The sequence below is a fragment of the Falsiruegeria sp. JB4-1 genome (assembly GCF_055693495.1).
On the sequence record NZ_JBVFTZ010000001.1, the window covers coordinates 3,712,544 to 3,726,763 of the forward strand.

Below are 14,220 nucleotides of genomic sequence, written 5' to 3' on the forward strand. Positions count from 1 at the left end.
AAAGGGAGAAGGGTATCTTTGATGCACGAACGACGGGCGGGAGCCCCCTCTTTCTTGTGCAACAGCTGGCAACCTTATCGCGAGTGGAATTGATTACGGAACTCTTGCCGAAGACGCAGGCGCTCGGGGTATTCCTGCAGAAACTGTTCGGATGGTTTGCCTTCCCATACCTGCGCATAGACACGCATCTTGTTGCCGCCGTAAATCTTGGCTAGATCCTCGTTAGAATACCCTCGCGCCCAAAGATCATCTGTCACCGCCGCCAGGATTTTAGCCATTTCACCGTTGCCAGTTGCTCCACGATTGAAGGCTTCAATCATGTAGCCTCCGTCGTCGTAAACGTCGGGATTCGCCTTGGCGAAGTCCACCACAAGCTCGGTCGAGAACATGTCGTCCGAGGCGATGCCTACATGATCAACCCCCACCAGTTTTACGTAATAGTCGATCATATCCGCCGCCTGTTTCGGCGAGATGTCCTCGGGCCAGATGCCATCCATCATCCATTCTGTAAACGTGGGTGATACATATCCCCCAGAATTGGCAGCCCTTAAGACCTCTTCGTCCGTGACATTCCTATAGCACCCCTGCGGCGAGGCCTCCGGTTCATCCTTGTAAAGGCCAATCGGCAGCGAATGGCTGTAGATGTAAGGAACCCCAGGATAGTTTTCGTCCATATAGTCCATGGCATCATTGGCCGTATTCACGCCCGTATGGCTGAGGTCCAACAGAATGCCAAATCGCACCATCTCGTCGATTACTGATTTTCCCCAAGGCGTCAGACCGTGATCTTTCCCCTTTTGGGCCGCCAATCCCCCCGCACCAGTTCGAAACGTATCGTTATAGGCGAGGATCATCGACTTAATGCCCATGTCCTTGAACAGCGCCATTTTCTTGAGGTCGCCACTCAAGATGGTCGCCGTCTGGCTGTTCCAGATTACGGCCGTCTTGCCCTGGGCATGGGCGGCTTCAATATCTCGGGTCTGGTTCACGATCACAAAGCTCTGAGGTTTCTCGGCCATCGCAGCGCTAAAATGATAGTGCTGTTCCAGCAGGTCCTCAAACGTCATACCAGCTGCTGTCAGTGTCATTTCATGCCCGGTGATCCCATTATCCCGCGCCCGTTGGAAATAGTCATGCAGTTGCGAATACTCGGTCCAGCCAGTCCCATAGGGGCTGGCCAGCATGCCCAGAACAATGGTGTCCTGCACAAATTGCTTTGCCTTGTCGGATGCCTCCCACGTTTTGCTTTCCTCGCTGGCTTGCCCTGCGGTGGCAAGACCCAGCAGAACGGCCCCGAGTACGATCATTCGCTTCACGTTGATTTCTCCCCTGTCGCGTCACACAACAATATCCGCAAACATTCATATGTCATGCCATTGTTTGCTGCGCCAACCAGAAACACCCTTCAGATGCCATATGGCACGCCCCCGGTCACAGGCAGGTTGATGCCCGTAACATAGCGCCCAGCAGGCCCGGCAAGATAGGCAACCGCCTCGGCCACATCTTCGGGGGTACCAGCCTCGCGCAGTGCCACATCGCCGTAGCGACGACGCTTCATCTCATCCAACGGCACGCTCTGTTCTTGCGCCAAACGCGCGTTGGCGGCCAAGTGCATATCCGTGGCGATGTACCCCGGGCAGACTGTATTGCACAGGATACCATCGGGGCCAAACTCGGCTGCAAGCGTTTTGCTCAACCCCACCAGCCCGTGCTTCATCGCCGTATAGGCACCGAACCCCGGTTCGGCCCCCAAAGACCCGGTCGAGCCGATGTTGATGATGCGCCCGCCCCCCTTGGCCTGCATCGCGGGGATCACGGCCTGCGCCAGCTGCATGGGCCCCAGCAGGTTGACCGCAAAGCTGGCCTGCCACTGCGCGGGCGTGGTGTTTAGGAAATTGTCCGACCCCGCCAGCGAGCCTGCGTTGTTGACCAGAATATCAACAGGTCCAAACGCGTTGTGAACTGTTTCAATGCACCCCGCGATCTGATCGGGTTTGGTGACATCCAACGTCAACGCCAGCCCGCCAACCTGCACCGCCAACTGGTCCAACAAGTCGGTGCGCTGATGGCTCCGGCCCTCGAACTCGATCGAGCCGACTGTATCGGTGACGACAACGCGCGCACCGTCCCGCGCCAGACGCACTGCAATTGCCCGGCCAATTCCGCGCGGAGCCGAGGCCCCGGTGATCAGTGCAACCTGCCCTGCAAGTGATGTCATGGTGTGTCCCTCATGCTTTTGCTGCTCCACGGAAAATCACCCCATTGGTTTGCAGAGGCGCACTGCCTAAGCTAGGCAGAAATCAGGCAGAGGAGAAGACAGATGCAGATCGCAGATTTGGGTGATGTTCGGCTACACTATCGAATTGATGGCGACCCGGACGGCGCGCCGGTGGTGTTTTCCAACTCGCTCGGCACAGACATGAGGCTGTGGGATCCGATCCTGCCCCTGCTTCCCAAGGGGCTAAAGCTCATTCGCTATGACAAACGCGGCCATGGATTGTCGTCCACACCCGATGGCCCCTACACGATGGGTGCGCTGGTGCGCGATGTCGAACGACTGATGGACATGCTGGAAATCAAGGACAGCCTCTTTGTAGGTCTCTCAATCGGTGGCATGACTGCTCAGGGGTTGGCGGTGAAACGGCTGGATCTGATGCGCGCGATGGTGCTGTCCAACACCGGCGCCAAGATCGGCACGCCCGCGATCTGGGACGAGCGTATCGCTGCCGTCAAAAAGGACGGGATCGAGGCCCTGGCCGATGGTGTGATGGAGCGGTGGTTTTCCAAAGCCTTCCGTGAAACGACCGAACTGGAACTGTGGCGCAACATGCTGGTGCGCACCCCGGCCGAAGGGTACTGGGGTTGTTCCGCCGCCATCTCGGGCACCGATTTCTACACGCCCACCAGCGGCCTGCGCCTGCCCACATTGGGTATCGCCGGGTCCGAAGATGGCTCGACGCCGCCTGACCTGATGCGGGAAACGATCGACCTGATCCCCGGCTCGCAGTTTCACCTGATCCGCAAAGCCTAGCCATCTTCCTTGTGTCGAACAGCCCGAGGAATACGCCCGCGTCCTGACACAGTTCATCCGCGACACCGGGCATCTCTGAGCATGGCTGATTTCCTGTTGGTCCACGGCTCGTGCCACGGGGCCTGGTGCTGGCGTGACCTGATACCGGCGCTAACGTCACAAGGCCACGCTGTCCGCGCCATTGATCTGCCTGGCATGGGTGCGGATCAAACCCCTTTGACCGGGATCACCCTGGACGACTGCCGCGATGCCGTGCTTGCTGCCTCAACACCCGAAACGTTGCTAGTAGGACACTCTTGGGGCGGCTATCCCATTAGCGCGGCGGCCGAGGCGGCCCCGGACAAGATGCGCGGGTTGATCTATCTCTGCGCATACTTCCCAACCGATAGCCTGTCGATGGTAGACAGGCGCAAACGCAGCCCGCGTCAAACGCTTGCCGATGCAGTGATAAAATCCGAGAACGGATTGTCTTATACCGTCGAACCTGAGCGTATCCCTGACCTGTTCTATCACGACTGCCCGCCCGAGGCGGTGGCTTACGCCATGCAGCATTTGCGCCCGCAACCCATCGCACCGCAAGATACGCCGCTGCCAACAGGTGTGGCGTTCGACAGTGTTCCAAAATCCTACATCCGCTGCGCGAACGACCGGACCATCCCGCCCGAGTACCAATCCGAGATGACCCGCGACTGGCCAGTGGACCGTGTCCACGTTATGGAGACCTCGCATTCGCCGTTCTTCTCTGACCCGGTTGGGTTGGCGGCGCTTCTGACCCGGATCGAAAGGCATTTCTGATGGCGGCCTCTGTCTTTGATAGCGCGCTCTATTCCCGGCTGTTTCCCACTGGCGAAGTGGGGCGGCTGTTCACCGACACCGCCGAATTGCGTGCAATGTTGCTGGTCGAGGGGATGCTGGCCAAGGCACAGGGTGAACAGGGGATCATCCCCGACGAAAGTGCCGCTGCCATCAATCGGGCAACGATGGAAATCCTGATCGACCCCGGCGCGTTGGCGCAAGCCACGGGTCAGAACGGCGTCAGCGTTCCGGCACTCGTCGCCGAGTTTCGCAACGAAATGCAGGCCCCTGAACATGCGCAATACGTGCATTGGGGGGCGACCTCGCAGGATATTATCGACACCGGGCTGATGTTGCGCTTGCGGCAGGCTCTGGGTCTGATCGAGAAAGATCTGTGTGCGCTGTTGGACCGGCTGGCGCAAATCGCAGATGAACATGCCGAAACGCCCATGGCCGCGCGCACCTATGGCCAGCACGCAACGCCTACGTCTTTCGGGGCTGTCGTCGCGTCTTGGGGGGAACCCCTGTTGGGCCTATTAGGGGAACTGCCCGAATTGCGTCGCTCTTGTTTGCTGGTGTCTTTGTCGGGTGCGGCCGGAACATCCTCGGCGCTTGGGGCCCAAGCCGTCGAGACACGAGAAAAGTTGGCACAACTGCTGAACCTGACCGACCCCGGGCGTAGCTGGCACACCGACCGCACGCCAGTTCTTCGGATTGCCGAATGGTGCAGTCGTGTGTGCCTTACTTTTGGTAAACTGGGTGAGGATGTCACCGAGTTGGTGCAAAGCGGCATTTCCGAAATCACCCTGGGCGGCGGTGGCTCGTCCTCGACAATGCCACAAAAGCAGAACCCTGTGGTGCCGTCTGTTCTGGTGGCGTTGTCACGACAAACCAGCGGGTTGATACCTGTGCTACAAGGCGCGGCGATGCACCGCCACCAGCGTGACGGAGCGGCCTGGTTCACCGAATGGATGTGCCTGCCGCAAATCATTCTGGGTGCAGCTTCGGCCGCACAGGCAGGCGTAGCGCTCTGCAAGGGGCTTGCCCCCAACACTACGCAGATGCGCGTCGCCCTCGACGGCTCACTAGATCTGATCCACGCCGAAGCCCTGAGTTTTACTCTGACCGAACATCTTTCGCGCCCGGACGCACAGGCCGCGACCAAGGCCTTGTGCAAAGAAGCCATCACGGCAGACGTCCCTCTGCGCACACTGGTCGCCCGCGATTGGCCGCAACTGGACACCAACAAGTTGTTCGATCCCGCGCACCAAATGGGGCAGGCCCCAACGGCGGCCCGAACCTTTGCCATTCGAGCACGTGCCGCAGCGAAAACTTGAAGCTGCCCTTTTACTTGTACCGTGGCGGACATAGGTTGCGCTGAAGTCACGACCACCCGGAGCGATCTTTTGCGTCTGCCTGTCCTGTTCATCCTGCTCACAGTCATGATCGACGCCATGGGCATCGGCCTGATCATGCCCATAATGCCTGATCTGATCGTCGAGGTTCAGGGGGGCACACTGGCCGAAGCGGCCCTGTGGGGCGGGGTTTTGAGCACGGTTTTTGCCGTGATGCAGTTCCTGTTCAGCCCTGTGATCGGCAACCTGTCAGACAGCGTCGGGCGACGTCCCGTCTTGCTGGTCTCGTTGTTTGTTATGGCGTTGGATTATCTGGTGATGGCTGTGGCCGGGACCATTTGGCTCTTGCTGATTGGGCGTGTCGTGGGCGGGATCACCGCCGCGACACATGCCACCGCTGGCGCCTATATCGCCGACATATCCGAGCCGCACAAAAAGGCTGCCAACTTTGGCCTGTTGGGCGCGGCTTTTGGCATGGGATTTGTCCTTGGCCCCCTGATCGGTGGCCTGTTGGGTGAACTTGGCACCCGCGCGCCATTCTATGCCGCCGCCATTCTGGCCGGTATGAACTTTGTCCTGGGCTGGTTTGTGATGAACGAAACGGTCACAGACAAAACACGCCGTGCATTCAATTGGCGCCGGGCCAACCCCTTTGGCGCATTCAAGGCAATGGCCGAGATCCCCGGCATCGCCCGGCTGTTGCTAGTCTATTTCCTCTATTCCGTTGCCATCTACGTCTATCCGGCGATCTGGTCCTATTACACGCAAGCCCGGTTCGATTGGGGCCCGCAGATGATCGGCCTGTCGCTAGGGATTTTTGGCATCATGATGGCCATCGTCCAGGGCGGGTTGATCCGGGTCGCGCTCAAATACCTGGGCGAGCGGCGCACGGTTGTTGCGGGCAAGCTTTTGGATCTTGTCAGCTTTGGTTTCCTGGCCTTCATCACCAGCGGAACCTTGGCTCTGTTCCTGACCCCTATTTCAGCATTGGGTGCCGTCGTCTCACCCGCGTTGCAGGGGATCATGTCGAAGTCGGTAGGCGATGATCAACAAGGCGAACTGCAGGGTGTCATGACCGCCGTTCACGCGCTGTCGATGATCGTGTCGCCGTTGATGATGGCTGGCGTCTTTGCCCATTACACCCGCGAAGGAACAAGCATGTATTTGCCCGGTGCGCCCTTCCTGGTGGCGATGGTGCTTTTGTTATTGGGATTGATCGTGTTCCTGCGCACACGCATCACAGTGACGTAATCCCGACACCGCAATGCCGGTTTCCGGCTTGCAGGACCGATGCCCGCACGCCACGGTTGACCCAAGCAAGGGAGAGGACGACATGCCAGCCACCCGAGCCGCGGCCTGCCGCGAATTCAAAGCCTCTCTGGAGCGGACCCAATGCTGAGTTTCCTGACCAATCTGTTCAAACCGCAGGCCGCCAAGGCGCCGCCGATCACGTCCGAAACCTCGATGAATTTCGACACGGACAGCGTCGAGCCATTTCTGATCGGCCTGCTGAACAACCCGCGCTTTGGCCTTCCGACCGAGCTACCCGCGACCATTGCTGAGGCACTGACCGGCATCCCCGTCGATGGCAAACAGCGCTGGCAAATCGATGGCGATTTCGACGGGGCAAAGGTACAGATCAACATCGAAGTCTTCATGGACGACATCGACGCGCCGGATCTGTATTTTTTCTCGACCCAACCCGTGATCGCAGAGATCGATCGGGAACTGACCGCCTTTGGCAACCTGATGGAGTAACGCCTCATGAAGCTGCAAGACCTAGACATCATTGTCACCGCTCCACCTGCGCCTGGTTGGGGCGGGCGCTATTGGATCCTGGTTAAGCTTACCACCGACACGGGTATCACGGGGTGGGGCGAATGTTATGCCTCGTCTGTGGGACCAGAGGCGATGAAGCCGGTGATCCGCGATGTGTTCGACCGGCACATGGCTGGCGAGAACCCCGAAAACATCGAGCTGATGTTCCGCCGCGCGTATTCCAGCGGTTTCACCCAACGTCCCGATTTGACGGTCATGGGTGCATTTTCCGGGCTCGAGATTGCCTGCTGGGACATCCTGGGCAAGGACCGAGACCGCCCTGTACACGCCCTGCTTGGTGGGCGGATGAACGACCGCATTCGAGCTTATACCTACCTCTACCCGTTGCCTCATCACGATCTGAACGAGTTCTGGACCTCGCCTGAACTGGCCGGAGAGAGTGCCGCTGAAATGGTGCGCCGGGGCTATACAGCGATCAAATTCGATCCGGTAAGCCCTTACACGATGCGTGGCGGGCATATGCCTGCGATGACCGATATCTCTTTGTCTGTGGCGTTCTGCAAGGCGATCCGCGAGGCAATCGGCGACAAGGCCGATCTTCTATTTGGCACCCATGGTCAATTCAACACCGCCGGTGCCATTCGTCTGGGGCAAGCACTGGAACCTTATTCGCCGCTCTGGTTTGAAGAACCCACACCGCCCGACAATATCGAAGACATGGCCCGCGTCGCCCGCAACGTGCGCATCCCCGTGGCCACTGGCGAACGAATGACCACAAAGACCGAGTTTGCAGCCGTCCTTCGCACCGGCGCGGCCGAAATCCTGCAACCCGCGCTTGGCCGGGCCGGCGGCATCTGGGAGATGAAAAAGGTCGCCGCGATCGCCGAAGTATTCAACGCTCAAATGGCCCCGCATCTTTACGCAGGTCCTGTGGAATGGGCTGCCAATATCCAACTTGCGGCGTCAATCCCCAACATCCTGCTGGCCGAAAGCATCGAGACACCGTTCCATGACGCCTTGATCAAAGGTTCGATCCGGGTAGAGGGCGGATTTATTGCCCCCCGGACACGCCGGGCTTGGGCATCGACGTGGACGAAGATCTGGCCCGCGCACATCCCTATACAGACGACGGTCTGCACCTACAGATGCAAGAGGAGCCCTGCGACTACAAAGGTGGCAACGCGTTTCAAGGGGGGCACCTGCCAAAGAAGGGTAATTTGGTCCCAGCGGCAGGGGTGTTGTGCAGCTACAATCCTTGCACGCCCCTGTGACCGCCACACTTCAATCCAACGACGGATGATTGATGGGAGTTTTCATTGGGTTTGCTCCCAGAGGTATTCGTTTGTCCGCACCTCAGAGCAGAAGAATACCGCATGATGCGCCGTCAATTGGAGACATAGCCCGCCACGACCTGCAATAGCTTGAAGGCCGTCGCCGCATCGTTCTCAACCACAGCCAGGAATTCCTCTTCTCCGATCCGAAGACAGGTGATGTCCGTTTCGGCCACCATCGACAGCGCGCGCGGCACCTTGCGGATCAGGCCCAACTCACCCACCAGCGTTCCGGCTCCCACTTTGGCGATCAGCTGATCCTCGACTTCGTCCTGCGGCAGATAGAGCCCCGCCTCACCATCGATCATCATATAGGCACCATCCGTGGGCTCATCGTCTTTCAGGAAAACGACCTCGCCCGCCTTGGCATCATACCAGCGCGCACCAAAGGCCAGCAGCCGCAGCTGTCGCCGATCGAGACCCGAAAAGAGTGGTGTTTGCTCTAATGCCCGAAGTTTGCGCGCCAAATCTGCCGAGGCGACACTGTCCTCTTCGACCTCTGTCTGGGCCTCTTCGCTGACGATGCGACCCTGTTGAATTTCCAGGAAAACGTCGAATACACCCGGCGACTGGAATTGATCGTTCAGATAGATCACGGTGGTGTCTGGCAACAGCGCCCGCAGATTTCTGTAGACCGCCACCTGCGTGTCCATGTCGTAGCTGTCCAAGGCCTTGTCCAGGATCAGCACATCGGGTTTCTTGATCGTCGCACGGGTAAAAGCAAGTGGCTCGGCAAAGACAGCCGGCAGGTTGCTGCCACCCAAGGCAACGGGTACATCATAGATCAACTCGATCACCTGCGCCTGCGCACCGTGTTCGGCCAAAGTATCTGTAATCAACTTGCGCAGTTCGTCCGCTTTCGCACCGCCCACTTCGCTGACTTTACCAAACAACGCGTTTTCAAGAACCGTTAGGCCTGGCGCATAGCTGTCAGGCGAAAGTGGAGTGAATACCCCGTCCAGCGATTGCAGCAGCTCCGCCGAATGCCCACGCCGGATTTCCAGAATGCGCGCCTTGAGCTCGTCCGAGAACGCAGGCCCGATCTGATCGGCCGAGATGCGGAAAGGCACGGCCAGCAAGTTTGCAAGCTCGGTGTCATCCAGCGCCGCCGCCCCGTCCGTGCGGGTTTTTTCGACCAGCTCAACAGCAGTTTCATAAGTCTTGACCTCAAGCCCCAGCTTGCGGAACAGCGGGTGGTCGGTGCCATCCAGCCCAAAGATCTGACGCAGCATGTCAATCACGTCCTGGGTCAGGCTGACCAAGGTCTCGTCTACATGCAAGGATCGCAGCAATGCCAGGAACTGGGTCTGTGAGGCGATCATGTCCTGCGAAAAGGCCACCGTTGGCGTGGCAAAGAGCAGGTTTTCCGCCACCGGTAGCGCGGGGTTATAGGCGTCAGGATCAAAAAGATAAGCCTGTGCTTGCAAACCGGCGTCCCGCATCGCTTGCTGCACTACGGGACGCAGTTCAATCAGACGAGCAGCCAGTTCTGGGTGGTCTGCGGCATCGAACTTCTGCTCAGCGCCGCGCCGAAACAAAGCGGCCCCCGAGCCCATCCCCTCGATCAAGCGCAACCACCACGCGCGCAGGGCAGTCTCGTCTTCCAACCCTGCAAGCTGTGGATCCAGCCAATTCGCATCAAAGGGATCATCACTGTTGCCTGCCCGAACAGCCTCGCGGTGCGCCTTGCCGTCAACGCTGTCACCTTGCGGCTGGGGCCGCATTGGCATCATGACATTGTCGCCGATGCTCCCTTGAAACATAACGGGGCGCGAGGTGGCATGACCAATCCGAGCCGCTATCAACGCCTGATGCAGCTCGGATAGACTGTGGTTCGCGATCCGCACCGTGCCTGCCGCTTGCGGCATAATCTCGCGTGTGAGCAGTTCGGCCAAGGCACGGCGGTCTTCTTCGCTGGGTGCTGCAATACCAATGATGCCACCACCGGGCAGCGTTGCGGTCAAATCGTCCAGCACAAGGTTACCGTCCGCATCCCTGACCGAGACATGATCCAGTTCGATGTCTCCGTCCAGTTTGGGGCGGCTCTCTGGTTCGCCTTCAAACAGTGCCTCATCCACCATGCCGGGCGGAGCAAAGCGGTCCAGGATCACCTCCCAGCGGATCGACATGTCCTGGGTCTGATTGTAGTAGGTCAGCAGTTCCTTCCACGGGCTGCTGAGGTCCTTGTAGGCCGCCAAAGCCGCAACCAGGGCGCCCAGAGACACCGCGCCTTGCAGCACCAGATAGCCACCGATGGAAAAGAAAAAGAATGGTGTCAGCTGCGAAATGAAGTTGTTGAGAAACTTCATGAAGAATTTCTTCTGGTAGATCTCGAAGCGGATATCGAAAAGCCGCCCCAGTTGATCCGTGATCGCTGCCCGGCGATATCGCCAGCCGCCATTTGCCCTGAGCGTCGAGGCACCAGCGGCGCTTTCCCCGATCTGGGCCGCCAGCACGCGCACTTCTTGGATGCGGGCCTTGTTGAGCAAATTGATCTGCTTTTGCAGCTTGGGGATCAGCCAGGCTTGCAAGGGGATCAGAGCGATGGCGGCGAGCCCGAACCAGAAGCTCTGCAGGAACAGAAACGACAGGATAGTGATCATCTGGCCAGCCTGCAGCACCGGTTGGCTAATGGCGTCACCCATCAGTCCACCCATCGGCTCGCTTTCTGCGGTGACCATGGACACCATCTCACCTTGGCTGACCCGTTCAAAATAGGGCTGGGGAAAGCGCATGATCCGCGCGATCAACTGATATCGGAACCGGCGCAGCATACGCTCGCTGAGCACGCCTTTCATCGTGTTGATGCGCATCTTCATCAGGCCGTGGGCCAGAACTGACAGTAAGAATGCAATACACAGGATGCCTAGAAACGTGACCTGATCAACAGTGTAACCCCACACGTTAATCGTAGAGCTGGCCGCACCAATGGCGTCGTTGATAATCCGCTTGGGCAGTTCCAGTGTCAGGTAGAGCAACGGGAAAAGAGTTGTCGTCACCGCCAACAGTATCAGCTGGTCGCGCTTGGAATACTTCCAAATAAATTTAAAAATCGAACGTTCTATGAGACTATTCCTGAATTACAGCGCAGCCGAAACACACGACGGAGTACAATCGTCAAAACCAAAGCGTTTCGGGAGAAACCTGGAAAACTTGCCCCACTGTTACCCCTGGCAACAGGCGCAGCCAGGGTACATGCGATTCAAGCTTCATGTTAAACGCTCGCTTCAAACTTACTCCGCCTCGCCGTTTTCAGGCAAATGGATTTACACATCCGAAAATTCTCCTGTCTGTGAACCAGTTCATTTGCAGCCGGTCGGATATGCGCATAAGCTGTATCTCGGCAAGAGTTTGGAGGATAGCTTTGCCCGAACCGATCAGCTCTGTGCTGTTTTTGTTTGGCTTGTTCATGATCAAGCATATGTTTGCGGACTTCTATCTGCAGACACCTAAGATGCTGTCCGGACGGTGCCAATACTGGCATTTGGGGCGGGCAATGCACGCAGGTGTGCATGTTCTGGGATCAATCCTTGTTTTTTTGATAATCGGTTCACCCCTTCTGTTTATTGCCATCGTCGTCGCACTTGAGTGGATTGTTCATTTCAACATCGACTTCGGTAAAGCCAGCTATTCCGAGCGAAAGAACCTCAACCCTGCACAAGCGGCTTTTTGGCAGGCGGTAGGACTGGATCAGTGCCTGCATAACTTGACCTACGTGGCGATGACCTGGGCCTGGGTGGTCTATGCGGCCTGACATCGCATTCAACAAAACAGATTTGTTTCGAAATCCCTGATACTCCCGCCGATCGTCGATGTCCCTGACTAAAGATCCCGTCTTGGTGGAATCGCGCCTGGCTTGACCCAGCGCAACGCCCAAGGCTGTTTGAGGTGGCGCCGCAGATGTGACCACTTGGGCGTGGGAGCACCGCCGGTTTTCAGGACCATTAGTGGCGAGCAGCAGAATATGCGGGGACCGGTTCGGCGTACCCCTTGAGAGGGATTGGATCGAGCGCATCAAAAACTACGCCGTTTCGATCTAGCGCTGCATTGCGCGTGGCTTGATCGACCAACACCTGATCGGGTTCAGCTTTGGAACACAGCCGTGCTGACAGGTTCACGGTTGAGCCCAGAACGGTGAAATCCATTCGATCCTGCGCGCCCATAGCCCCCATGACCACCTCTCCCGAAGCGACACCAATTCCAACATGCAAATTGTGCTCGGGGTGCTCTTCCAACAACCGCGCCATGGCCTGTGTAATGTTCACCGAACACTCAACAGCACGCAGTTCCATATCCGGCCCTTCGAATACAGCAACCAGAGCATCACCGATAAATTTGTCCACGTCCCCCCCGAACTCGTTCACTATGTCAGCCTGAACGTCAAAATACTGATTGAGCACTTCGATCACGACTTCGGGCGACACACGTTCGGAGAATTCGGTATAACCCCGGATATCGGTGAAAATGACCGAGATACGACGCCGCTCTCCGCCTCGTTCCATACCTTCTGTCTCGGCCTTTTGAATGGCTGACATGGTGCCGTGCGAGACAAACTTCATCAATTCCATCCGTTCGCCCAGATGCGTGATCATCTGATTTATCCGCCGGGCCAGATCGCCAATTTCATCACGGGCTCGCACGTCTTCTACCCGGGCAGCAAAATCACCTTCGCCCACTTTCTCGGCCACTGCACCGATGGCCAGGATCGGGCGCGTGAGTTGTCGGGCAAAGATTAGAGCCCCTACAGCCGCGATGGCGAAACCGATCAGACCTACGATCAAGATCTGCCGGGTGATCGCGTTCACAACCGCATAGGCGCTGTCTTCGCTCAATTCAGTAATTACCGCCCATTGAAACCAGTCGGGGAAGGCATACGCCCCCAGAACGGCAGTCCCGTCAGGTCGCACATAGGGCTCTAGCGCGTCCGCCCGTGCGCCTAGCCACAATGAGCGGCATGGTAGAGGCAACGATCTGTCGTTGGATCAACATCTCGGGTTCTTTACCCAAGACACTCCGCCCTGCTTGGTCGACAATCGTGATTTCGCCACGTTGCGCAAAGGGATGACGGCGCACCATGTCACCCAGGATAGACAATTCAATCTTGGCCGCCATCGTGACCTGACGCCCGGCAATTTGTGTCGACAGCGGTAAAGCCAGCGTAGCCAGCCAGTCGCCCGTTTCAGAAACTCGGCTGACAACCGGACGCCCGAATTGGCCGGTGCCTTCAAACGCTTTGATCAGTTCCGGCGGTGTTGCAAGCGTAGAGATTGGATCCAGCCCCGCCTTCACAAGTTTTTCGGCGAACCCCTCATTCGTCACAAGAATGGGCAGATCCGACCCCTCGACGGATAACTGCAAAGCCACAACCTGCGGCAGCTCTTCCAGACCAAGAGTCAGAAGTGAGACTTTTTGCGGAACGCCCAGAACATCGCTGTCGACACCGTTTCGGATGACCATCAAAGGCGTCAGCCATCGGCCCTGAAAGGTGTTATCGAACGCGGTTCTCAGCTGAGCGGCAACCGTAGTCAGGTCTTCGTTTGCTGCACTTTTTAACTCGTCCCGCGAGAGACGCGTCAGATTTTGCCCGACAAGCGCCAAAGGGCCAACAGCAAGCAGTACAGCAAAAACAAAGAACTTGAGGCGCAACGGGAATCTCATTGGCGCCAATCCTAGATCACTTTGCTTGAATCGTCTTGATAATATCGTGTCCTCAATCCCGCGGCACCGCAGTTATCGTGGCAGTGTCTCGCCCAATTCCGCAGACCAAGCCGGTGCTGTCTTGCGCTCGCACAGTAACAGTGTAGCTGCCAGCAGTGGTGTAGCGATGACGCACGACAGACCCTGTCGCCTCGGTCCCATCACCAAAGGCCCAGGTCACCTGTGTTCCCTGCCCGTCTGGGTCTTTTGCATCCAATTCTGCAAACCTCAC

General features: G+C 57.9%; 11 protein-coding genes and 2 pseudogenes. 7 read left to right on the forward strand and 6 right to left on the reverse strand.

Translation table 11 applies throughout. The annotated features are described in order from the left end of the window. Positions 1 to 74: 74 nt before the first annotated feature. The gene (locus ACZ1HE_RS18905; protein ID WP_472624549.1) at positions 75 to 1,307 is read right to left on the reverse strand and encodes a dipeptidase; all 1,233 of its coding nucleotides are present in this window, start codon (positions 1,305 to 1,307) and stop codon (positions 75 to 77) included. Positions 1,308 to 1,405: 98 nt separating this feature from the next. After that, positions 1,406 to 2,218, reverse strand: a complete 813-nt coding sequence (locus ACZ1HE_RS18910) for an SDR family NAD(P)-dependent oxidoreductase (protein WP_472623318.1) — start codon at positions 2,216 to 2,218, stop codon at positions 1,406 to 1,408. 102 nt (positions 2,219 to 2,320) lie between these two features. Here ACZ1HE_RS18910 and pcaD point away from each other — a divergent pair. The 6 genes and pseudogenes from pcaD (at position 2,321) to ACZ1HE_RS18940 (ending at position 8,231) form a co-directional block, all read left to right on the forward strand. Beyond that, positions 2,321 to 3,110 (forward strand): annotated as a pseudogene (pcaD, locus tag ACZ1HE_RS18915) (3-oxoadipate enol-lactonase). Between the two features lie 2 nt (positions 3,111 to 3,112). Then, the gene (locus ACZ1HE_RS18920) at positions 3,113 to 3,826 is read left to right on the forward strand and encodes an alpha/beta fold hydrolase (RefSeq protein WP_472623320.1); all 714 of its coding nucleotides are present in this window, start codon (positions 3,113 to 3,115) and stop codon (positions 3,824 to 3,826) included. Beyond that, positions 3,826 to 5,163: a class-II fumarase/aspartase family protein gene (locus ACZ1HE_RS18925; RefSeq protein WP_472623322.1), complete on the forward strand. Its 1,338-nt coding sequence runs from the start codon at positions 3,826 to 3,828 to the stop codon at positions 5,161 to 5,163. The genes ACZ1HE_RS18920 and ACZ1HE_RS18925 overlap by 1 nt, the downstream gene beginning before the upstream one ends. A gap of 69 nt (positions 5,164 to 5,232) precedes the next feature. Continuing rightward, entirely contained in the window at positions 5,233 to 6,432 is a 1,200-nt protein-coding gene (locus tag ACZ1HE_RS18930; RefSeq protein WP_472624551.1) for a TCR/Tet family MFS transporter, read from the forward strand. 141 nt (positions 6,433 to 6,573) lie between these two features. After that, positions 6,574 to 6,939 carry a hypothetical protein gene (locus ACZ1HE_RS18935; RefSeq protein WP_472623324.1) on the forward strand — a complete coding sequence of 122 codons (366 nt, stop codon included), beginning with the start codon at positions 6,574 to 6,576 and terminating at the stop codon, positions 6,937 to 6,939. 6 nt (positions 6,940 to 6,945) lie between these two features. Then, a pseudogene (locus tag ACZ1HE_RS18940) lies at positions 6,946 to 8,231 on the forward strand (mandelate racemase/muconate lactonizing enzyme family protein). A 113-nt stretch (positions 8,232 to 8,344) separates the two neighbouring features. Here the strand turns inward: ACZ1HE_RS18940 and ACZ1HE_RS18945 are convergent. Further along, complete coding sequence (locus ACZ1HE_RS18945; RefSeq protein WP_472624553.1) at positions 8,345 to 11,344, reverse strand: ABC transporter transmembrane domain-containing protein; 3,000 nt, start codon at positions 11,342 to 11,344, stop codon at positions 8,345 to 8,347. Between the two features lie 356 nt (positions 11,345 to 11,700). Between ACZ1HE_RS18945 and ACZ1HE_RS18950 the strand changes: the two genes are divergently transcribed. Beyond that, on the forward strand, positions 11,701 to 12,045 hold the full coding sequence (locus ACZ1HE_RS18950; protein WP_472624555.1) for a DUF3307 domain-containing protein: 345 nt from the start codon (positions 11,701 to 11,703) through the stop codon (positions 12,043 to 12,045). A 190-nt stretch (positions 12,046 to 12,235) separates the two neighbouring features. Here the strand turns inward: ACZ1HE_RS18950 and ACZ1HE_RS18955 are convergent, their stop codons facing one another. Genes ACZ1HE_RS18955 through ACZ1HE_RS18965 form a run of 3 tightly spaced genes read right to left on the reverse strand, consistent with a single transcriptional unit; the run spans position 12,236 to position 14,205 of the window. Next, positions 12,236 to 13,198 (reverse strand): adenylate/guanylate cyclase domain-containing protein, encoded by a 963-nt coding sequence (locus tag ACZ1HE_RS18955; RefSeq protein ID WP_472623326.1) that lies wholly within the window; start codon positions 13,196 to 13,198, stop codon positions 12,236 to 12,238. Next, positions 13,188 to 13,949, reverse strand: a complete 762-nt coding sequence (locus ACZ1HE_RS18960; protein WP_472623328.1) for a hypothetical protein — start codon at positions 13,947 to 13,949, stop codon at positions 13,188 to 13,190. Before ACZ1HE_RS18960 ends, ACZ1HE_RS18955 begins: the two co-directional genes overlap by 11 nt. Before the next feature lie 52 nt (positions 13,950 to 14,001). Beyond that, positions 14,002 to 14,205 carry a PKD domain-containing protein gene (locus tag ACZ1HE_RS18965; protein ID WP_472623330.1) on the reverse strand — a complete coding sequence of 68 codons (204 nt, stop codon included), beginning with the start codon at positions 14,203 to 14,205 and terminating at the stop codon, positions 14,002 to 14,004. Between the last annotated feature and the right edge of the window lie 15 nt (positions 14,206 to 14,220).

What these genes read in the sequence shown, in the direction of transcription:
- ACZ1HE_RS18905 (WP_472624549.1), bottom strand. Translation starts at nt 1,307, where the DNA reads ATGATCGTACTCGGGGCCGTTCTGCTGGGTCTTGCCACCGCAGGGCAA.
- ACZ1HE_RS18910 (WP_472623318.1), bottom strand. Translation starts at nt 2,218, where the DNA reads ATGACATCACTTGCAGGGCAGGTTGCACTGATCACCGGGGCCTCGGCT.
- ACZ1HE_RS18920 (WP_472623320.1), top strand. Translation starts at nt 3,113, where the DNA reads ATGGCTGATTTCCTGTTGGTCCACGGCTCGTGCCACGGGGCCTGGTGC.
- ACZ1HE_RS18925 (WP_472623322.1), top strand. Translation starts at nt 3,826, where the DNA reads ATGGCGGCCTCTGTCTTTGATAGCGCGCTCTATTCCCGGCTGTTTCCC.
- ACZ1HE_RS18935 (WP_472623324.1), top strand. Translation starts at nt 6,574, where the DNA reads ATGCTGAGTTTCCTGACCAATCTGTTCAAACCGCAGGCCGCCAAGGCG.
- ACZ1HE_RS18950 (WP_472624555.1), top strand. Translation starts at nt 11,701, where the DNA reads ATGATCAAGCATATGTTTGCGGACTTCTATCTGCAGACACCTAAGATG.
- ACZ1HE_RS18960 (WP_472623328.1), bottom strand. Translation starts at nt 13,949, where the DNA reads ATGAGATTCCCGTTGCGCCTCAAGTTCTTTGTTTTTGCTGTACTGCTT.